Source organism: Variovorax sp. GW821-FHT10B04 (assembly GCF_059415645.1).
Genome location: NZ_JBWKNQ010000006.1, coordinates 260,032 through 279,373, shown reverse-complemented (window position 1 = coordinate 279,373; position 19,342 = coordinate 260,032). Strand labels below are relative to the sequence as shown.

Sequence of the window (19,342 nt, the reverse complement as noted above, 5' to 3'; positions counted from 1 at the left end):
TTCACTTCTTCGCCACGTCGAGCAGGATGCGATACACCCAGTCCGTGCCTTCGTACAGCGAGCGCACGGCAATGCGTTCGTCGTGGCCGTGCATGCCCTTGAGAATGTCCGCATCGAGCGGATACGGGTAGATCCCGTACACGGGCACGCCCCGCTCGCGCCACGCCACGGCGTCCGTGCCGGCCTCGAACAGCACCGGCACCGTCTGCGCCTGCGGCCAGATCAGCGCCGCGTTCTTCTGGAGCGACTGGTAGAGCTCGGTGGACGTCGACGATTCGGGGGTCTTCGACTTCGCGAGGTAGTAGTTGCGCGTGGCCTCCTGCGAAGCCGGGGTTGCGAAGTCGACGATGACGGAGTCGTCGTGCACCACGCGCTTCAATTCGTCGATCAACTGGTCGGTCGTGGCACCGGGCAGCAGCCGGGCATTGATGATCGCCTCGGCCTCGCCGGGGATCACGTTCGCGGCCTGGCCGGACTTGAACATGGTGATCGCCAGGGTGTTGTGCATCAGCGCGCGCAGCAGCGGCGCATCGGCCGCCTTGGCCTTGAGCAATTCGCGCTCGCCTTCGGCCTGGGTGCGGGCATCGGCGCCGGCCAGGATCTTGTCGATGCCCCGTGCGACCGGGCCGGGGCTCTGCTTCGCCAGCGCGGCGAGGTAGGCGCGTGTCTGCGGAATCAGCTGGACACCCGGCTCGTAGACCGACAGCTTCTCCAGTGCGGCGATCAGCTTGCCGTTGGCGGTCTCGTTCGATGGCAGCGGGCGTGACGCGTGGCCCACCGGGCCGTTGGTGCGCAGTCGCAGCACGACGGACATCTTCTCGACGGTCGTGACATTGACCTGCCGCACGACGCCCGCCGCGTCCTGCAGGATGTAGCCGCCTTCGTTGAGGGCGAACTCCGCGTCCATCCTGTCCCAATGGTCCTTGGCGAGCCAGGTGGTGTTGTACTGGCCCTGTTCCTCGTCGGCCTCGGCCAGGAAGATCACGTCGCGCGCCAGCGGCACCTTCTGCTCGGCGAGCCGCATGACGGCACGTGCGAAGACGGCCATGCCGCCCTTGAAGTCCATGGCGCCGCGACCGTAGACGAAGCCGTCCTTCTCGATGCCCTCGAACGGCGGCACGCTCCACTTGTCGCGCTCGACCGGCACCACGTCGGCATGGGCCGCCACCAGCACCGGTTTCTTCGACCCATCGCCTTTCAGGCGTGCGATGAAATGGACGGCCTTGCCGTTGGGCGCGGGAATGACGTCGATCTGAACACCCAGCGGTTCGAACTGCGTGCGCAGGAAGACAGCCAGCGCGGCCGTGTCGCCGGAAGGATTGGAGGTGTCGAAGCGGATGAGCTGCTTGAGCAGCGCCACCGTCTTGGCGCCTTCGACGTCCGCGGATGGATCCGGCGACACGGTCTGCGCGCCCGCCGGCCCGGCCAGGGCGAGCGAAAGGACGAAGGACAGGACGAGAGGGGCGGCGTGGTGACGGGTGAAGCGTGGGAGACGCACTGGAGGCTTTCTGGCGGATGTAGGGCGGAGGTGGGGCGGAGGTCGTGCAGGAAGTGCGCATCCGATTGTTCGAATACCGCGTGCATGCGTCTTTCAGATTCATGCGCCGCGGATCGGCTTTTTCATGGAACCTGCCCGCTCCCGCGCGGCCCGCACGTTTGCGAAGAATCGCGGGCTCGCACGCAGGAAACGGAAGGACGCGCGTGAGTCCGCCTCACAGAATTCCCGTCGAGCGGCGAGCCCCGGCTTCGCGCCGTGTCCGCCGACATCCCATCGACCGTCTTCTCCAGGAGTCCTCACTCAGGTGTATCCACGACAGGCTTGCGAGCCTCGGCATCAGCCTGCCCCCGGTGTCCGTTCCCGCTGCCGCCTATGTCCCGTTCGTGCAGACCGGCAAGCTCGTCTTCCTGTCGGGCCATCTGGCCAAGAAGGACGGCAAGGTCTGGGTCGGCCAGCTCGGTGCCGACCTGCAGACCGACGAAGGCAGGCAGGCGGCACGCGCCGTCGCGATCGACCTGCTCGGCACGCTGCATGCGGCCATCGGCGACCTGGATCGGGTCCGGCGCATCGTCAAGCTGATGAGCCTGGTGAACTCCACCGGCGCCTTCACCGAACAGCATCTGGTGACCAACGGCGCCAGCGAACTCCTCGCCGAGGTCTTCGGACCCGAGCGGGGCGCGCATGCGCGCAGTGCCTTCGGCGTGGCGCAGATACCGATGGGCGCCTGCGTCGAGATCGAGTTGATCGCGGAGATCGACTGACCGCCTAGGACGCAATGAACTCGGAGGGCGGTCGCCCCAGGCGCTTGCGGAACATCGTGGAAAACGCACTCGGGCTGTCATAGCCCAGCTCCAGCGCGACGGCAGTCACCGACTGGCCGCTGGCCAATCGCGTCAAGGCGGCAAGCAGGCACGCCTGCTGCCGCCAGTCGCCGAAAGCCATGCCGGTCTCGGCACGGAAGAAGCGGCTGAAGGTGCGCTCGCTCTGGTGCAGCGCCGATGCCCAATCGCGCGGCGAGTCGTGCACGCGGGGTTGGTAGAGGAATGCCGTGCACAGGGCGACGAGGCGCGGATCGCGCGGCAGCGGCGCGAAGAAGGGCTGGGTCTCGGCGCGGGCCACCTCGTGCAGCAGCAACGCCATCAGCGCGCCGTCGCGCCCGCGCTTGTCGTAGACCGCAGGCACGTCGATGGCGTCCATCAGCAGATGGCGCAGCAACGGCGACACCTTCAGCACTTCGCATTGCACGCCGGTGCGCGGCGCATCGGCCGGCTCGATGTACAGGCTGCGCGTGCTGACACCCACCATGCGCACCCGGTGAGGCTTGCCTGCCGGAATCCAGACGCCGCTGTGCGGCGGCACGACCCAGGCACCGTCGTGGGTGCCGACCTCCATCAAGCCGGTCGCGCCGTACAGGAGCTGGGCGCGGCGGTGGCTGTGCGTCTCGAGCAGGGTGCCGGGCGCGTAGTCGGTACCGATCGCGAGGACCGGCCGCGGCGTGGCGTCGAGTTCGGAGAGCGGAACGTTGCGCATGAAGGCGATCTTGGCCGAGATGCGAGGATTGTTGACCAATCGCCGCAGGCGCGCCACGCGCCGGCTGCCTATCCTGAGCCCTTCAATAAGGGTTTCTCGATGCAGTTCTATTTCCTGCTGGCCGCATGCGGATGCATGGCCGGCGTCACCACGGTGCTGTTCGGTTTCGGCGGCGGCTTCGTCGTGGTGCCGGTGCTTTATCGGCTGCTGCTCGGCGTCCACGGCCAGGGCAGCGTGATCGGCCAGTCCGCCATGCAGATCGCCGTCGCGACATCGACCTGCGTGATGATCTTCGGTGCGCTTCTGGCCACGCTGCGGCATCGACGCGCGGGCACGCTGGACTGGGCGCAGATCAGGCCGCTGCTCGGTCCCATCGGTGTCGGCTCGGTGCTGGGCGCGCTGGCTGCGACGGCGGTGTCCGGCGAATGGCTGCGCCGGGCTTTCGCGGCGTACCTGGCGCTGACGATTCTCGACTGCGTATTGCGGCCGGGCTTCCTGTCGAAGCCGGCGCCCGGCGGACCGCCGTCGCGCATGCGCACCAGCCTGTCGGGCATCGTCGTGGGCACCGTGGCCGCCTTCCTGGGCGTGGGCGGCAGCGTGATGACGGTGCCCCTCATGCGGCGCCGCGGCATCGAGATGAGCCGCGCGACCGCCATGGCCAACCCACTCTCGTTGCCCGTGGCGCTGGCCGGCACCGCCACCTATGTGGCCTTGGCTTTAGCCTCGGGCTCGACGCCGTCGCCTGGTGCCTGGCATGTGGGCCATGTCGACGTGCGGGCCTGCGCCGCGCTGGTGGGCGGCTCCTGGATCGGGATCCGCATGGCTGCGCCCTGGATCGGCAGGATTCCCGACCGCGTCCATGCCAAGGTCTACCTGGGATTGTTGACGGCCGTCCTGCTCGCGATGGTGGTGCGCTGATCGCTCCCGCCGCCTGCGTGCGGACGGCCGCTATGGCGCGACCTTGCCCTGCACCTGCGTCTTGAAGCCGCGGTTGTTCTCGAATGCCACGTTCACGGTCGGGCCGTCGAAGCGCAGGGTGTAGACCGACACGTCACCATCGCTCAGCGCACGCGAGATGATCCGGAAGCTCTGCGCATCCAGCCAGTCGCCCTTGGTCGCGACGGGAGCGCTGCCACCCGTGACACGGAAGTAGCCATCGAGGCCGATCCGCCCCGTGACCGGCTTGCCCGGCGCGCCGGGGCGACCGTTGGCGACGAGTTCGTACGTGGCGTTCTCCGGGCTCAGGTCGAGCACCAGGCTCTTCACGCCCAGCAGGTTGCGGTCGAACTGCCATGTCTTGCGCGAGATGCTGGCGGCCAACGCGGGCGCTGGCGTCACGGGACTTGCCTTTTCAACGGCCGCGTCGCGGACGCGCTCCGTCAGCAGCGCCTTCGCATCGCCGTTCTCAGGCAAGGGCCCGGGCGACCGCACCGACGCGGTGATCCTGTCGACCAGGGTCATCATCGGATAGTTGCGGCGACCCGTGACCACCGCGACGACATCGACGTCGGGCAGCACGACGATCAGCTGCCGGTTGAACCCCACCATCATGTAGGCGCGCTTTGCCGGAATCGTCCACCATCCGTTGGCATAGCGAAAGGCCGGCGCGGTGCCGAAGCCCATGTCGACCGATGCCTGGAACACCTGTTCGACCCAGGCTGCGGGAAGCAGTTGGCGCCCATCCCACTGGCCATTGCGCAGGTAGAGATAGCCGATCTTCGCCATGTCGCGCGGATGCAGGTAGAGGCCCCATCCGCCGATCTCGATGCCCTGCGGGTCCTTGTTCCATCGAACGTCCTGGATGCCCAGTGGCCCGAACAGCCGCTTCCGTGCATAGGCCAGCGTGCTGCCGCCGGTCTTCTTGGCCAGGATGGCCGACAGCAGATGCGGGTTGCCGCTGTTGTAGTTGAAGTGGCTGCCGGGCGCAGCCGCCATGGGACGGTCCAGGACGAAGCCCTGCCAGTCGCTGCTGCGGCCCAGTTGCAGCATGGTTTCCGGCACGGAGTCGTCGAGTTTTTCCTGCCAGTCGAAGCCGGATGTCATGTCGAGCAGGTGGCCCAGCGTCAGCGCCTTCTTCGACGCGTCGAGGTTGGCGATGCTGCGGTCCGCAAAGAAGTCGAGTACCGGCGCCTCGCGCGAGGCCAGCAGGCCGTCCTGGATCGCCATGCCCGTGAGCGTGCCGATGACGCCCTTGGTCGTGGAGTTCACGGCGTGCTCGAGGTCGGCACGGAACGGCGCGTAGTACGCATCGACCACGAGCCTGCCATGGCGGGTGACGAGCAGGCTGTCCATGGCATTCGTCCGGCCGAATTCGACGAGTTCCGCGAGCGCCGCCGAGTCCATGCCCTGCGCCTCGGGCGTGCTCTCGGTCCAGGCGGCCGTCGGCCAGACCACAGCCTCTTCGGCCCTCGCGCACGGCCACGCCTGCACGACCAACAAAGCGCAGACGGCAGACCGTGCGGCCGACCATGTTCTTCGTACCAGGCACATCGTCGATCTCCGAGTTGATTGCCCGGGATGATAGGGACAGGCGGTCCGGGCCCGGGCCGGCGCGCCGGGTTCGTATGGCACGATCGAACGCATGCACGCGCCGTCACGCCGAATTCCCTACCGCACCTGGCCGGGTGCACTCTCGGTCCTCGCGGCGATCGGTTTCTATGTCGGCGCGCTGACGTTCTGGGACAAGCACACGCCCGGCAGCCGGACGCTGGTCGCGGGGCAGACCGTGACGCTCGGGCCGGCGCGCTTCGTGCCGGCACCCGGTTGGGAAATGGACGTGGCCCGTTCGAAGGCAGGCAGGTCGCTGATGCTGTTCAAGGGCAGCCACACCTTCCTCGTCACGACCGGGCCATGGGCCGGCGGCCCGGACGGGCCGATGCTGCGGCAGCAGCGGCTCATGGAGCGCGGCCAGGGGTTGCGCATCGATGGCGACGTGTCGGACTTCGTCAACGGCTGGGGCATGCAGGGCATGACCTTCTCGTATTACGGGCCGACGCTGGCGGGCCGCTTCTGGCAGGTGGTGGACCTGCAGCGGCAGGCGCTGCTGCAGGTCAACTTCTACGGCGCCAACGACGGCCTGACCGACGCGCTGATCGAGGCCCGAACCATGCTGGAGTCGATGGACCTGGGGGCACCGCTGTGAACCCGATCGTGTTCGAGAAGGACGGCCACGATGCCTGGCCGGTCGGCACCGACTCGTTCTTCCAGCCCCACCGCGCCGCCTTCTGGCTGCTGACCGCCTTGATCGTCAATGGCCTGTTCTACATCGTCCAGACCTTCTCGATGGGGTTCCGCGTGGTGCCCGTCACCGCCTTCCTCGGGCTGCTGGTGTGGGGCATCTACACGCTGGCCTTCTTTCTCGTCTTCCGCACACTCGACCTGCTGGAACAGCATCCGCCGGAGGCCTATCTGCTCGCCTTCGCATGGGGCGGGCTCGGCGCGGTCTATTTCGCGGCGCCGGCCAACGCCGCCATCCAGAGCCTGTGCGCCAAACTGGTGTCGCCGGAGTTCGTCGCCGTCTGGGGACCGGCGATCGCGGGTCCGATCACCGAAGAGTTCCTGAAGCTCGCCGGCGTCATCCTGGTGATCCTGGTCGCGCGCAACCAGTTTCAGACCTACCTGTCGGTCCTCATCGTCGGCGCCATGGCGGGGCTGGGTTTCCAGGTCATCGAAAACCTCGGGTCCACCGTGAGCGCCTCGATGAGTTTTCCGCTCGAGAACCAGGTGTATCCGGTGCTGGTCAACCTGCTCACGCGCGGTCTTCTCAGCGGGCTGTGGAGCCATGCGGCGTACACCACCATCGCGTCCTTCGGTGTCGCCTGGTTCCTGCTGCATGCGGAGCGGCCGATGGCCGTCCGGATCTGTTTTGCGTTCTTCTGCTTCGCGCTGGCCTGGGCGATGCACTTCGCGTGGAACGCACCATGGCTGGAAGACCTGTTCGATGGCGGCTATGGCGAGATGGCCATCCTGCTGTTCATCAAGGGCATTCCCGCGCTGATTGCGACGGCGATTTTCTGGCGTGTGGCCGCCCGTGAAAACGGCGCCTACCTGCATGTGCTGGCCGCCTATTTCGTGCCGGAGCGCGACTTGATCCGCGACGACGAATGGGTCCGCCTGGGTGCGCCTCTGGCCCGGTACAGGGCGCGCAGGGAAATCGGGTACGCATTCGGACTGCGCGCCCGGCGGTTGAAAGCGCAACTGCAGCGCGAACAGATGCGGCTGATCCGCAAGGCCGGCACCTACGGACGCGGCGCGCAGACGCTGCGCCACGACATCGCGATCCGGCGGCTGCGTGCCGAACTCGATCCGCTCATCCGGGCGCAGCCATGAGGAGCGGTGCATGCAAGGCCCGTTGACATCGTTCTTCTGGAGCGGCGACACGCTACGCAGCCGGAGCGTGAGCGACGTCGTGCTGTCGGACACGCTCGCCGTGCCGCCGCCGCCGGACCGGCTCACCGCCGACTGGGCGCGAGACATTGCCGAACGCCTCGACCTGGCGCCCGGCGACGTCGAATCCTTGCCGCTGGCGCGAGCCCGCATGCGCTGGCCCGACTACCGGCGCTGCTTGCAGGCGGTTTCCGAGTGGACGCAAGCGCTGGGGTTGGGCGACGTGCTCGCACACGCCGAGGTCGCGCTCATGGCCTGCCGCGGTGCCCGCTATCACCACGACGGCGGGCAGTACGGCGGCGCGGCCTTCTGCAATCTCTTCCTGAGCGAAGACTGCGGACTGGACCTGCACTTCCCTGTGTCGGGCCATCGCCTGCCGCTGACCCGCGGCACGGTGGTGATCTTCGACACCGGACAGCCGCATGCCGTGATCCGGCGCGACCGTAGCGGCTTCGACGCGGCCGACTTTCAGATCCGCGAAGACTGTACGCAGGTGTTCCTGACATGGGAGCTCGCCATCGAGGACGCGAGCCTGGCCCGTGCGCTTCGCGTGGTCTTCGATACGAACCCGGTGGACGCAGCGCAGCCCGACCAGGCGCAGCTGTGGCTGGACGGCGCGCCGGCCGCCCTGTGCACGGATTCGGGTCGGTGGCTTTCCGGGGGGCAGTGAATTCGACAACGCCCGCCAGCGCCGCTAGCATCGCCGCGCATGCACACGCTGTCCCTCTTCGAAGAACCCCGGCTCGACGCCCATGGCCCGGCCTTCGAATCCTGGCTCGATGAGCAGCAGGCGCTCGGCCTGCTCCAGCGCCCGGCGTCCATCCAGGTCTACCGCGACATGTGGGGCGGCTTCACCGCGTGGTGCCTCGGGCAGTCGCCTGCGGTCACGCTGGCCGACCTCAGCGTCGACGACCTGCAGGCCTTTCAGGCCGCGCGCACAGGCAAGAAGAGCGCCGACCTGTCCCTCTCGCCGCGGCATGCGCTGCGCCTGCTGCGGCTGATCGACCGCGTGCTGACCCATCTGGCGGCAGAACGCGGTGAGCCGCCCAACACCGCCGCAGCCGACTGCATCGCCGCACAGCCAGAGGTGCGTTTCGCCGAAGCCGCCAATGCCGATCCATCGCCCGAGTACCTGTCGGTCGCGGAAGCTCGCCACCTGATCACCTTCCTGTCGAGTGCGCGTCCGCGTCCGTCGCGCTCAGGCATGCCGCGCGATGCGCATGCGTCGTTGAGCTGGCAGGTGCTGCGCAACCGGGCGTCCGTGGCGCTGCAGCTGGGTGCCGGGCTGACGCCGGCGGACGTCCGTGCGCTGACGCTCGAATCGCCGACCAGCCGCGGCGGCCAGGTGCGCGACCGGCCCTGGAAGGTCAGCGTGCCGGGCAACGGCAATGCGCCCGGCCGCGAGACGCCGATCGCGCCGTGGGCCGGCGAATTGCTGCACCACTGGCTGCATGTGCGCACCGAGGCATGCATTCCAGGGCCGCACCTGTTTCCGTCGACGCGCAGCGGCAAGCCCTGGAGCAAGAACGGGCAGTACCTGTCGGCCAAGGGCGTGCTGGAGGAAGCCGCCGTCGACAGCCGCGACGGCGGCTCGTTCCGGCTGCGTCACACCTTCGCGTTGCGTCAGCTGCGCCGCGGCACCTCGCCCGAGCAGGTTGCCCGATGGCTCGGCATCGAGCCCGAGGCGATGTCGCGCTACGACCGGCTCGTGGCCGCGCCTGAAGACGTGGTCTGAGCCGTGCGCGTGCCCGGCATGCGGGTCCGCGGCAGGCGGCGTCTCAGCCGCGCCACTCGCGGACGTAGTCCTGCGCGTCGGGACGGACCGGTGCCGCGGTCTGCTCCTTGGCCGTGCCCACGTACAGGAAGCCGAGCAAGCGTTCGTCGTCAGCGAGCCCGAGACCCGCATGCACCCGGGCGTCATAGCTGTTGACGCCGGTGGCCCAGAAGCCGCCATAGCCCAGCAGATGCAGCGCGTTCAGCATGTTCATCGCAGCCGCACCGACGGCCAGAAGCTGCTCGCCCTCGGGCACCTTGTGCGGAGCGCGTATGTGCGCGCACAACGCGATCAGCATCGGCGCCGCCATGGCCTTGGCGCGGAAGCGCTCGCCGTCATCGCCTGGGTCGCGTTCCCGTGCGGCCTTCACAAAAACCTCGCCCAACGCGGCCCGCGCAGCGTCGCGGATCAACACGAAGCGCCATGGCCGAAGTTGGCCATGGTCGGGCGCACGCAGCGCCGCCCGGAAGACCAGCGCAAGTTCTTCGTCATCGGGCGCGGGTGCGACCAGCGGCCAAGGCGAACGGCGTTCGAAGAGAAGTTCCAGCGCCTGCCGGCCGGTGGATGAGGAAATGGAAGAAGGCAATTGCATGACGATGTTTCTGGGCGCCTGCCGGCGAGACGGATCGGGCGCTCAGCGCGGACGGCCGAACACCGTCACCACGTAGTCGGCCATCTCGAAGCCCTGCCCGTGCGCAATGGCTGCGAGGCGCGCCTCGATCTGCGGATCGAAGAACTCATGCACAGCGCCGTCGGTCATCGAAACCAGATGCCCGTGGTGCTGTTCGCCGTCGTTGAGCTCATAGACCGCGCGACCCGCGCCGAGCTGGCTCTTCTTCAGCAGGCCGGCCTGCTCGAACTGCGCCAGCACGCGGTACACGGTCGCCAGGCCGAGATCGATGCCCAGCAGCACCATCTGCCGATAGACGTCTTCCGCCGCAAGATGGCGTTGTGCGCTGCGCTCGAAGAGTTCCAGCACCTTCATCCGGGGCAAGGTCGCCTTCAGACCGGTGTGCTTGAGTTTGTCGACGTGCTCCATGCGGCTGGCGGGCGGGAAAGCGTTGAGGACCGCGGGCCGCGGCAAGAGGTGGGGAAAAAATGCATGGCTGGCCGGAGAACCGATGGCTAGCAAAAAACGACCTTGGAGACCGTTGAGAGTCTCGGGTCGCCCCACGATGAAACTGGTGAGAGGCGGAACGCTGGGTCACGCCTTCTCGATGGACCGAATCATACATCAAATGAGAATACATCTCATTTAATTTGAAATTCTTTTGGATTTTTTTACGGTTGCCCAGGAAACGAGGTCGATGGTCGCCTGAACGGACCGTAGACGAAAGTTTGCTTTTTCTTCCATACGATGCCAGACACCGGTGCCGAAGATTTTGACCAACCGTTATGATCGACAGCTGTTTAGACACGTAACGCGGGCAACGAATTCTCGAAGGCATGGACGACTCACCCGAGGCCATCAGCCAGGACATCGACCTGATCAGTCGCATAGGCGCTGTGCCGTCGCTGCTCAAGCTCATTTGCAGCAACACAGGCATGGGCTTTGCCGCTGTAGCCAGGGTGTCCGACACCAGCTGGACCGCCTGCGCGGTCGAGGACCACATCGGCTTCGGATTGATGCCTGGCGGCCAGCTCGAAGTGCAGACGACGCTGTGCTTCGAATCGCGCGCACTGCGTGCGCCCATCTACTTCGACCACGCGAGCCAGGACCCGGTGTACGCCGGCCACCATACGCCGCGCATCTACAACATCGAGAGCTATATCTCCGTGCCGATCGTTCGGCCTGACGGGCGTTACTTCGGCAATCTCTGCGCGATCGATCCGCGCCCGATGTCGGTGTCGGAACCCAAGACCGTGGCCATGTTCGAGAGCTTCGCCGACCTGATCGGTTGCCAGCTCGAGATTGAAGAGCGGCAGCGGGAGACCGAACTCGCGCTGGTCGACGAGCGCGCGACGGCGGAGATGCGGGAACAGTTCATTGCGGTGCTGGGCCACGACCTGCGCAATCCGCTGTCGGCGCTCAGCACGCTGGGCGAATTGTTTGCACGGCGCGTCTCCGAGCCGGAGATCGCGCGCGCAGGCGAGCAGATCCGCACCACGACGCGCCGGATGGCCGGACTGATCGACGACGTGCTGGATTTCGCGCGTGGACGCACCGGTGCCGGCTTCGAAGTGACCAAGACCGAGGTGTCGAACCTCGCCGCCTCGCTCAGCGAAGTCGTCCTGGAACTGCGCAGCGCGCACCCAGGACGCAACATCATCGAGAACATCCACATCGAGGGCACGGTCTGGTGCGACTGCGCGCGCATCCAGCAGTTGCTGTCGAACCTGCTGGCCAATGCGCTGACGCACGGCGCGCATGACACGCCCGTGGTGATCGAGTCCTGGACGAAGCAGGGCTGGCTGGTGCTGTCGGTGGTGAACGGCGGCGAGCCGATCAGCGCAGAGAACATGGCCCGGATCTTCGAGCCCTACTGGCGGCCGGCCACCACGCAGGTCCGCGAGGGCCTTGGCCTGGGGTTGCACATCTGTTCGCTGATCGTCAAGGCGCATGGCGGCACGCTGCAGGTCAGCTCGACGGCCGACCTCGGCACGCAGTTCGTTGCGCGCATCCCGGCCATTCCAGGTATTGCAGCCATCGCCTGAGCGCCAGGCGCTCGCTCAGGTTCGCGCATCGACCGTGCCGTGGAGCACGCCGTCGAACAGCCAGAGCGTCTGCCAGGCAAAGGCCTGCATGTTGACCGCGCGCCGCGTGTCGCCGGTTTCGATGGTGCGCGTCGCCGGCGCGTGCTCTCCCGCGACAGCCACGCAGACATGGCCCGGCGCGTCGCCATAAGGGCTCGGCGACGGTCCGGCAGCGCCGCTTTCGCCCAGACCCCATGTCGCGCGATGGATGTCTCGGATACGGCCCGCAATGAGCGCCGCATACGGTTCGGTTTCGGCGCGCAGGCCGACCATGTCGTCGGCACCCAGATCGAGTAGCCCGCGAAAGGCATGGCGCGTGTACACGACGGCACCGCCACGAAAGAACGCAGAAGCACCAGGCACCGCCAGCAGCGCGGCAGACACCAGCCCGCCCGCCGAGGACTCGGCGACCGCGACGGTCTGCTGGCGTTCACGCAGGGTGGCGCCGATGCGCTCGGCCAGCTGATCGAGCGATGGGGGGCGGGTCGAGTCGGTCATTGGGATGTCTCGGTTTTCAACGGCAGCCAGGAGACTACCTTGGAAAGCACCAGGGCCATGCCCCCACACTGGCGCCGCCGCCGATTGGACGATATGATTCATATATATTTCATATACGAATCATCCATCACGACCAGCACCATGGGCATTGTCAAGATTTCAGATCTCATGCATGAGAACCTCCGGGTGGCGGGCAACGCGCTCAGCCGCTCGATCAACGCGCAGGCGGAACACTGGATGCGCATCGGCATGCTGGCCGAGCTTCATCCCGGACTGCAGCACAGCGACATCTGCCAGTTGCTGATCCGCGCCGAGCAGGCCGGCGGCTTCGATCTCACGACCGTGTCGGCGCTGCCTCGCGGCAAGTTGCCGATGGTGGCGGCCGCTTCCAGGGAGGTGCACGCATGAAGAGCAGTGTGCTGACAAGGTCGCCCGCCGAGATCGCCATGTCGCGCGCCGCCGGCCGGCTTGCAGCGGACGTGCTTGTCATGATCGGCGAATACGTGAAGCCGGGCGTCACCACCGAGGAACTCGACCAGCGTTGCCACGACTACATCGTCGAGGTGCAGGGCGCGATTCCCGCCAACGTCGGCTACCAGGGCTATCCGAAAACCGTCTGCACCTCGGTCAACCACGTGGTCTGCCACGGCATTCCATCGACCCAGCGCGTGCTCAAGAAAGGCGACATCCTGAACATCGATGTCGCCGTGATCAAGGATGGCTGGTTCGGCGACACGAGCCGGATGTACTACGTCGGCGAACCGAGTCCGCTTGCACGCCGGCTGGTCGACACGACCTACGAAGCGATGCGCGCCGGCATCCGCCAGGTGCGTCCTGGCGCCACGCTCGGTGACATCGGCCACGCGATCCAGACCGTCGCCCACCGCGAGCGGTTCAGCGTGGTACGTGAGTATTGCGGGCATGGCATCGGGCAGATCTACCACGATGACCCGCAAGTCCTGCACTACGGCCAGCGCGGCGAGGGCCTGCGGCTCGAGGCCGGCATGATCTTCACGATCGAGCCGATGCTCAACGCGGGCAAACGCGAGACCCGCCAGCTGCCGGACGGCTGGACGGTCGTGACACGCGACCACTCGCTGTCGGCCCAGTGGGAACACATGGTCGCCGTGACGGACAACGGCTTCGAAGTGCTGACGCCCTGGCCCGAGGGCACGGGCGCCTATCCCGCGATCTGAGCGGCCCGCATCGCTATTTCAGATAGGACCGCAGCGCAGAAACGACCGCGTCGAGATCGCGGCTGCGCGTGGCCTCGTCAATCTCGGGGTCGCCGAGATGCTCCCGGATATGGCCTTCCAGCACTTCGGCCATCAGCCCGTTCACGGCACCGCGCACGGCCGCGATCTGCTGAAGGATGGCCAGGCAATCGCCTTCTTCGCTGAGTGCGCGCTCGAGCGCATCGGCTTGTCCCTTGATGCGACGCACGCGTGTCAGCAGCTGCTTTTTCCCTGTGATCGTATGTGCCATCGTGGCATTTTAGGCCACGGGAATATACTGGGGTACAGTATCCAGAAGCAGTTGAAATCCATTCATGCAGACCCCTTCCGCAGCCCACGCCTGGCAACACACGCACGTCTTCGACGAAGGCAACCCGCTCGCCGAGCGCAACACCCTGTGGGCGGTGGTGTTGACAGCCGTGATGATGGTGGTGGAGATCGTCGGCGGCTGGACTTTCAACTCGATGGCGCTGCTGGCCGATGGCTGGCACATGAGTTCCCACGCGCTGGCGCTCGGGCTTGCCGTGATCGCCTATGCCGCAGCGCGGCGGCTGGCGGGCGACGGCCGCTTCGCTTTCGGGACCTGGAAGATCGAGGTACTGGGCGGTTACAGCAGCGCGATCGTGCTGGCCCTCATCGCCGCATTGATGCTGTTCCAGTCGGCCGAGCGGCTGATCTCGCCGACGGCGATCCACTACGACGAAGCCATCGCGATCGGTATCGCCGGATTGGTCGTCAACCTGATCTGCGCCTGGCTGCTGCGCGGCAATCACGATCATCACCACCACGGCGATGGTCATGCCCATCATCACGACACACATGCACACGCACATGACGATGGGCACGCGCACGGTCACGATGACCTGAACCAGCGCGCGGCCTACATCCACGTGGTGACCGACGCAGCGACCTCGGTGCTCGCGATCGTCGCGCTGATCGGCGGCAAGCTGTGGGGGGCGGATTGGCTCGACCCGGTCATGGGCATCGTCGGCGCAGTGCTGGTCGCGTACTGGGCGTACGGACTGCTGCGTGAGTCGGGCCGCGTGCTGCTCGACGCGGAGATGCACGCGCCCGTGGTGGAAGAGATTCGTGAGGTCATTGCACAAAGCCCGATCCACGCCGACATCTGCGACCTGCACGTCTGGCGAGTCGGCCGCGGCAAGTACGCGTGCATCCTCGCGCTCGCGACCGACGCCGAAGTGTCGCCGGACTACTTCAAGTCCCAATTGCGCGTTCACGAAGAACTGGCTCACATCTCGGTGGAAGTGAATCGACCGATGGCGCGTATTGACTAGCGCTTGTCAACACCGATTGGCAATTGCCACATCATCCGCTCAGTCGAGGCGATAGATTCGCGCTGCGGTGTCGTGAAACAGCAGTTTCTTCTCCCGCGGCGACGCTCCCGACGCCAGGCGTTTCAGTGCATTCCAGACGACACCGTACGACGCGGCACTGCGATCGACCGGAAAATTGCTCTCGAAGAAGCAACGCTCGGCGCCGAACAGATCCAGCACCGGCTCAATCGCCGGCCGCCAGGCAGCTGCCAGTGTTTCGGACGATGGTGCCTGCGTGCCCCGGGTGAAGTCGAAGCCGAACACCGCCGTGCCCAAGCCGCCGAGCTTGACGGTCACGTTCGGGCATTGCGCAAGTCGCTGCATCCATGGAAGCCACTCGTCGATCGCGCCGCGCGGGTCGTTCCGAAAGCGGGCGACACCGAGCAACCCGCCCACGTGGTCGACGATCAGCGGAATGTGAGGGAAGGCCGAGGCGAGTTCCAGAACGTCCCCGAGTTGCGGGTGATACACCCATGCGTCGAAGGACAACCCGTGCCGCGCAAGCAGGGCGTAGCCCGCCCGGAACGCCGGGTCGGCATAAAGACGGGCCATCGGCCGTGCAAGCACGCCATGCCGGAACTCCGGGTCGCAGGCGCCGCTGTTGCGGATGCCCCTGAAGCGGCCCTGCCCGGCCATGACCTGTGCGGCCAGCACTTCATCGACTGCGTCGCCCAGCCGCAGGTCCGCATAGCCGACGATGCCGGCGGCGACCCTGGTGCGGTGCTGGCGACCATTGGCTTCGCGGGTGCAGGCGACCACCGCTTCGGTCTCCCCGACCGGACGCATGGCCGCCGGACCCTCGGTACGGTATTGCCACGCACACTGCACATAGACCGTCGCACGAACGTCATGACCCTCCGCGTCGGCCAGCAGGTCGTCGGGCAGGTAGCCGCCCCAATGCTCGGAGAAATGATGATGCGCATCGATCATCGGCAGTTCCGGCTCCAGCGCCTCTTCATGGCCGGCCGCCAGCCAGGCCGGATCGGGCCGGTGTTGCGCCACCAGCAGAAGTTCGCTGGTCGTTTGCGTCGCGGTCATCTCGTCACACCCCCAGATAGGCTTTGCGGACGAAAGGGTCGTCCAGCATCTCGGCACCCTTGCCGGACTTCACCACCTCGCCGCGTTCCAGCGCGTAGGCGTTGTGCGCCAGGCGGAGCGCCAGGCGCGCGTTCTGCTCGACAAGCACGATGGACATGCCGCCAGCGTTGAGCTTGCGGATCGCATCCGCGATCTCGGCCACGACCTTGGGGGCGATGCCCAGCGAGGGCTCGTCCAGCATCAGCAGCTTGGGCCGCGCCATCAGCGCCCGGCCGATGGCCACCATCTGCTGCTCCCCGCCCGACAGCGACCCCGCCAGCTGGGCCCGGCGCTCGTGCACGCGCGGAAACAGCGAATAGATCCATTGCAGTGTCTCCGATCGCTCCGACGCCGACTTGATGGTGTGCGCGCCGACCTGCAGATTCTCCAGCACCGTCATGCGCCCGAACAGGCGCCGGCCCTCGGGTGAGAGCGCAATGCCGCGCTGCACCCGCTGCTCCGGCTGCAGACGCTGGATCTGCTCTCCGTCCAGGCTGATCGTGCCGTCGCCGGAAGACACGATGCCCGCGATGGCCTTGAGCGTGCTGCTCTTGCCCGCACCGTTCGAACCGATCAAGGCCACCACTTCGCCCTTGTCAACGCGAAAGCCGATGGACGACACGGCCTTCATCAGTCCGTAATGGACGCTGATGCGATCCACTTCAAGCATGCGCATAGTCGGGGGCTCCCAGGTAGGCTTCCATGACCGCCGGATTGGCGCGAATCTGCTCGGGACTTCCTTCGGCAATCTTTTCGCCATGCACCATCACCACGATGGTGTGGCAAACCTCCATCACGATGGCCATGTGGTGCTCCACCAGCAGAACCGTCAGGCCGAGTTCCTCACGCAGCTTCCGCAGAAGTCGGGTGAGTTCGTTGCACTCCTCGTGGTTGAGGCCGGCGGCGGGCTCGTCCATCAGCAACATCGACGGCCGTGCGGCCAGGCCGATGGCGATGCCCAGCTTTTTCTGCAGCCCATAGGCCAGCTCGGCGGCCGGCACGTCGCGCCACGCCTGCAGGTTGACGATCTCGATGATGCGGTCGACCTCTGCCGCCACACCCGACGCCGGCAGCAGCGCGCGGGTACGCTGCATGAGCCGCTGTGGTGCAGAGCCTTCGATGCGTGACAGCAATGCGCATTCGATGTTCTTCGCCACGGTCTCATCGGCGAAGGATGTGGTGGACTGGAACGTGCGGCCCAGCCCCAGCGCGACGATGGCACTGGGCCGTTTGCCCGTGATGTCCACGCCATCGAAGATCACCTTGCCGCGCGTCGCGGACAACGCGCCGCCAATGGTGCTGAAGGCGGTGGTCTTGCCTGCGCCGTTAGGCCCGATCAGGCCGACGATATCGCCCTTGTTTACCTGAAAGGAAAGGTCCTTGACCGCGGCGAGACCACCGAACAGCTTGGTTAGACCCTGGACCTTGAGCAACGCGGTCATCGGGTGCCTCCCTTGTGCGTGACGAGCTTCAGGACCCCGGCAATACCACCGGGCAGGAAGCGCAGGATCAGGATCAGTGCTGCGCCGTAGAAGATCTGTTGCGTCTGCACCGCGCCCCGAAAGAGCTCGGGCAACGGCGTCAGCACCAGTGCACCAAGCATCGGCCCGAACAGGGATTTGCGACCACCGATCACCAGCATCGTGATGAAGGCCACCGAGGTGCCTGTATTGAAGGACTCCGGCGAGATGAAGCCAATGTAGCGCGCCGTCAGTGCACCGCCCAGGGCGGCAAGCGCGCAACCCAGGACATAGGCCACCAGCTGCAGCCGCGTGACGTTGAGGCCGGTCGACTCGGCCAGTGCCGGGTTGGCCGCGACCGCGACGATGGCATGTCCCAGCGGTCGACGGAACAGCCACACCATGAGACCGACCGACGCTGCAGCCATCAGCAGCGCCAGGCCGTAGAAACGCGCCCTGGTGTCGAAGGCGAAGCCGGCGATGGTCAGCGGCGCGATGTTGGCGATGCCATTGGCGCCTCCGGTGACGGACACTGCGTCCAGCAACACCAGCCGCACCAGTTCCGCGAAGGCGAACGTCACCAGCACGAAGTACACCCCGCGCAGCCGCAGGATCACCCAGCCGATGGCGCCCGATATCAGCGCACCGGCGAGCAGGGTCAGTCCCATCGCAGAGATGCTTCCCAGCCCCGCGGACGAGGACAGCAGCACCGAACCATAGGCGCCCATGGCAACAGGCGCCGAATGTCCGAAGGACAACTGGCCGGAGCGGTCGATGATCGACAGGCCGTTGACGATGACGATGTTGATGCAGGCCAGCACCGCCAGGTGCAGGATGAACTGGCCGGCACTCCACGGCCATGCCGCAGCGGCCAGTACTGCCACGCCGAGCGCGATCCGGAGCGCACGTGTTCGCGGCAAGGTCAGGGACCGAGCGGACATCGCCGAGTTCACGATGGTCTGTGTGTTCATCTCAGGCTTCCCCGCGGCCGATCACGCCGCGCGGAAAGGCCAGCATGCCCACCACGACCAGCACGAAGATCATCATGTCTGCCGTGCTCGTGCTGAGAAAGAGCGACGAGTAGCTCTCCAGCAGACCCAGCATCAGCCCCGCTATCGCCGCGCCCGGAATGCTGCCGAGCCCACCGAGGATCACGACCATGAAGGCTTTCAGCAGCGGCGTCTGTCCCATGAACGGCGACACCGAAAACAGCGGAGCCATCAGCGCTCCACCGATGGCGGCCAACCCCACGCCGATGCCGAAGCCCAGGGGGTAGTACAGCCGGGCGCGCACGCCCTGGATCGATGCGGTCTGCGCATCTTCGACCACCGCCCGCAGCCCGCGGCCACCGCGCGAGTGCTTGAGAAAGACATACAGCAGTGCGAGCACCGCGACGGCGAAGACGACCACGTACAGCCGCGAATTCGCCACGCTGATGCCGAGGAGCTTCGAAGAGCCTTCGGTGATGGATGGAATCGACACGGGATTGGGACCGAACACGAGCAAGGCCACGTTCTGCACGATCAGCGCCATGCCGATGGTGACGATCATCCCGTTGAGCTCGTCCTTGCGGAAGGGCTTGAGGATGACGGCCTCAAGCACGCACCCGATGGCCGTCACCGCCACGAAGCTTGCGGCCACCGCGAGCAGGAATGGAAAGCCGAGTTTGACGGTGAAGAAGTACGCGCAGAAGGCGCCGAGCATGTAGAACTCGCCATGCGCGAAGTTCACCATCCGCATCACGCCGAAGACCAGCGTGAAGCCGACGGCCATCAGCAGGTACAGCAGCCCGACGATCAGCCCGTTGACCGTCGCCTGCCCCAACAAGAGATACCAGTCCATGTCGCTCCTAGAAC

22 protein-coding genes are annotated in these 19,342 nt (G+C 66.4%); 10 read left to right on the top strand and 12 right to left on the bottom strand.

The window, feature by feature from the left end; translation table 11 throughout:
- Nucleotide 1: 1 nt before the first annotated feature.
- Nucleotides 2–1,498, bottom strand: coding sequence for a M20/M25/M40 family metallo-hydrolase (locus tag AC07PZ_RS17495; RefSeq protein WP_495296387.1), 1,497 nt, complete (start codon nucleotides 1,496–1,498; stop codon nucleotides 2–4).
- Between the two features lie 308 nt (nucleotides 1,499–1,806).
- On the opposite strand from AC07PZ_RS17495, the gene AC07PZ_RS17490 reads away from it, so the two are divergent.
- The gene (locus tag AC07PZ_RS17490; protein WP_495296469.1) at nucleotides 1,807–2,259 is read left to right on the top strand and encodes a RidA family protein; all 453 of its coding nucleotides are present in this window, start codon (nucleotides 1,807–1,809) and stop codon (nucleotides 2,257–2,259) included.
- A gap of 4 nt (nucleotides 2,260–2,263) precedes the next feature.
- Here the strand turns inward: AC07PZ_RS17490 and AC07PZ_RS17485 are convergent, their stop codons facing one another.
- Nucleotides 2,264–3,028 (bottom strand): AraC family transcriptional regulator, encoded by a 765-nt coding sequence (locus AC07PZ_RS17485; RefSeq protein WP_495296386.1) that lies wholly within the window; start codon nucleotides 3,026–3,028, stop codon nucleotides 2,264–2,266.
- 99 nt (nucleotides 3,029–3,127) lie between these two features.
- Here AC07PZ_RS17485 and AC07PZ_RS17480 point away from each other — a divergent pair, with 99 nt between their 5' ends.
- A complete protein-coding gene (locus tag AC07PZ_RS17480; protein ID WP_495296385.1) occupies nucleotides 3,128–3,946 on the top strand; it encodes a sulfite exporter TauE/SafE family protein in 819 nt (272 codons plus the stop codon).
- 30 nt (nucleotides 3,947–3,976) lie between these two features.
- Here the strand turns inward: AC07PZ_RS17480 and AC07PZ_RS17475 are convergent, their stop codons facing one another.
- Complete coding sequence (locus AC07PZ_RS17475) at nucleotides 3,977–5,422, bottom strand: serine hydrolase domain-containing protein (protein ID WP_495296384.1); 1,446 nt, start codon at nucleotides 5,420–5,422, stop codon at nucleotides 3,977–3,979.
- A gap of 187 nt (nucleotides 5,423–5,609) precedes the next feature.
- Here AC07PZ_RS17475 and AC07PZ_RS17470 point away from each other — a divergent pair, with 187 nt between their 5' ends.
- The 4 genes from AC07PZ_RS17470 to AC07PZ_RS17455 are packed head-to-tail and all read left to right on the top strand — an operon-like array spanning nucleotide 5,610 to nucleotide 9,149.
- Nucleotides 5,610–6,170 carry a hypothetical protein gene (locus tag AC07PZ_RS17470; RefSeq protein ID WP_495296383.1) on the top strand — a complete coding sequence of 187 codons (561 nt, stop codon included), beginning with the start codon at nucleotides 5,610–5,612 and terminating at the stop codon, nucleotides 6,168–6,170.
- Nucleotides 6,167–7,357, top strand: coding sequence for a PrsW family intramembrane metalloprotease (locus AC07PZ_RS17465; protein ID WP_495296382.1), 1,191 nt, complete (start codon nucleotides 6,167–6,169; stop codon nucleotides 7,355–7,357). The genes AC07PZ_RS17470 and AC07PZ_RS17465 overlap by 4 nt, the downstream gene beginning before the upstream one ends.
- A 10-nt stretch (nucleotides 7,358–7,367) precedes the next feature.
- Nucleotides 7,368–8,084, top strand: a complete 717-nt coding sequence (locus tag AC07PZ_RS17460; protein ID WP_495296381.1) for a hypothetical protein — start codon at nucleotides 7,368–7,370, stop codon at nucleotides 8,082–8,084.
- Between the two features lie 39 nt (nucleotides 8,085–8,123).
- Entirely contained in the window at nucleotides 8,124–9,149 is a 1,026-nt protein-coding gene (locus AC07PZ_RS17455) for a tyrosine-type recombinase/integrase (RefSeq protein WP_495296380.1), read from the top strand.
- Nucleotides 9,150–9,192: 43 nt separating this feature from the next.
- On the opposite strand, the gene AC07PZ_RS17450 is transcribed toward AC07PZ_RS17455, so the two are convergent.
- Together AC07PZ_RS17450 and AC07PZ_RS17445 are read right to left on the bottom strand one after the other, a co-directional pair.
- Nucleotides 9,193–9,780 carry a nitroreductase family protein gene (locus AC07PZ_RS17450; RefSeq protein WP_495296379.1) on the bottom strand — a complete coding sequence of 196 codons (588 nt, stop codon included), beginning with the start codon at nucleotides 9,778–9,780 and terminating at the stop codon, nucleotides 9,193–9,195.
- A 42-nt stretch (nucleotides 9,781–9,822) separates the two neighbouring features.
- On the bottom strand, nucleotides 9,823–10,227 hold the full coding sequence (locus AC07PZ_RS17445; protein ID WP_495296378.1) for a ferric uptake regulation protein: 405 nt from the start codon (nucleotides 10,225–10,227) through the stop codon (nucleotides 9,823–9,825).
- Nucleotides 10,228–10,634: 407 nt separating this feature from the next.
- On the opposite strand from AC07PZ_RS17445, the gene AC07PZ_RS17440 reads away from it, so the two are divergent.
- Nucleotides 10,635–11,843, top strand: a complete 1,209-nt coding sequence (locus tag AC07PZ_RS17440; RefSeq protein ID WP_495296377.1) for a GAF domain-containing sensor histidine kinase — start codon at nucleotides 10,635–10,637, stop codon at nucleotides 11,841–11,843.
- A 15-nt stretch (nucleotides 11,844–11,858) separates the two neighbouring features.
- On the opposite strand, the gene AC07PZ_RS17435 is transcribed toward AC07PZ_RS17440, so the two are convergent.
- A complete protein-coding gene (locus AC07PZ_RS17435) occupies nucleotides 11,859–12,380 on the bottom strand; it encodes a CinA family protein (RefSeq protein WP_495296376.1) in 522 nt (173 codons plus the stop codon).
- A 141-nt stretch (nucleotides 12,381–12,521) separates the two neighbouring features.
- Here AC07PZ_RS17435 and AC07PZ_RS17430 point away from each other — a divergent pair, with 141 nt between their 5' ends.
- Together AC07PZ_RS17430 and map are read left to right on the top strand one after the other, a co-directional pair.
- Nucleotides 12,522–12,788, top strand: coding sequence for a ParD-like family protein (locus AC07PZ_RS17430; protein ID WP_495296468.1), 267 nt, complete (start codon nucleotides 12,522–12,524; stop codon nucleotides 12,786–12,788).
- Nucleotides 12,785–13,576: a type I methionyl aminopeptidase gene (gene map, locus AC07PZ_RS17425; RefSeq protein WP_495296375.1), complete on the top strand. Its 792-nt coding sequence runs from the start codon at nucleotides 12,785–12,787 to the stop codon at nucleotides 13,574–13,576. Before AC07PZ_RS17430 ends, map begins: the two co-directional genes overlap by 4 nt.
- A gap of 13 nt (nucleotides 13,577–13,589) precedes the next feature.
- Here map and AC07PZ_RS17420 read toward each other — a convergent pair whose 3' ends face one another.
- Nucleotides 13,590–13,865: a metal/formaldehyde-sensitive transcriptional repressor gene (locus AC07PZ_RS17420; protein ID WP_495296374.1), complete on the bottom strand. Its 276-nt coding sequence runs from the start codon at nucleotides 13,863–13,865 to the stop codon at nucleotides 13,590–13,592.
- Between the two features lie 64 nt (nucleotides 13,866–13,929).
- Here AC07PZ_RS17420 and dmeF point away from each other — a divergent pair, with 64 nt between their 5' ends.
- On the top strand, nucleotides 13,930–14,910 hold the full coding sequence (dmeF, locus tag AC07PZ_RS17415; protein ID WP_495296373.1) for a CDF family Co(II)/Ni(II) efflux transporter DmeF: 981 nt from the start codon (nucleotides 13,930–13,932) through the stop codon (nucleotides 14,908–14,910).
- A 39-nt stretch (nucleotides 14,911–14,949) separates the two neighbouring features.
- Here the strand turns inward: dmeF and AC07PZ_RS17410 are convergent, their stop codons facing one another.
- The 5 genes from AC07PZ_RS17410 to AC07PZ_RS17390 all read right to left on the bottom strand — a co-directional run bounded on the left by AC07PZ_RS17410 (nucleotide 14,950) and on the right by AC07PZ_RS17390 (nucleotide 19,328).
- On the bottom strand, nucleotides 14,950–15,879 hold the full coding sequence (locus tag AC07PZ_RS17410; RefSeq protein WP_495296372.1) for an amidohydrolase family protein: 930 nt from the start codon (nucleotides 15,877–15,879) through the stop codon (nucleotides 14,950–14,952).
- Nucleotides 15,880–15,991: 112 nt separating this feature from the next.
- Nucleotides 15,992–16,702, bottom strand: a complete 711-nt coding sequence (locus AC07PZ_RS17405) for an ABC transporter ATP-binding protein (RefSeq protein ID WP_495296371.1) — start codon at nucleotides 16,700–16,702, stop codon at nucleotides 15,992–15,994.
- Nucleotides 16,689–17,468 (bottom strand): ABC transporter ATP-binding protein, encoded by a 780-nt coding sequence (locus AC07PZ_RS17400; protein WP_495296370.1) that lies wholly within the window; start codon nucleotides 17,466–17,468, stop codon nucleotides 16,689–16,691. The genes AC07PZ_RS17405 and AC07PZ_RS17400 overlap by 14 nt, the downstream gene beginning before the upstream one ends.
- Entirely contained in the window at nucleotides 17,465–18,457 is a 993-nt protein-coding gene (locus AC07PZ_RS17395; protein WP_495296369.1) for a branched-chain amino acid ABC transporter permease, read from the bottom strand. The genes AC07PZ_RS17400 and AC07PZ_RS17395 overlap by 4 nt, the downstream gene beginning before the upstream one ends.
- A 1-nt stretch (nucleotide 18,458) precedes the next feature.
- Complete coding sequence (locus AC07PZ_RS17390) at nucleotides 18,459–19,328, bottom strand: branched-chain amino acid ABC transporter permease (RefSeq protein WP_495296368.1); 870 nt, start codon at nucleotides 19,326–19,328, stop codon at nucleotides 18,459–18,461.
- Nucleotides 19,329–19,342: the final 14 nt, after the last annotated feature.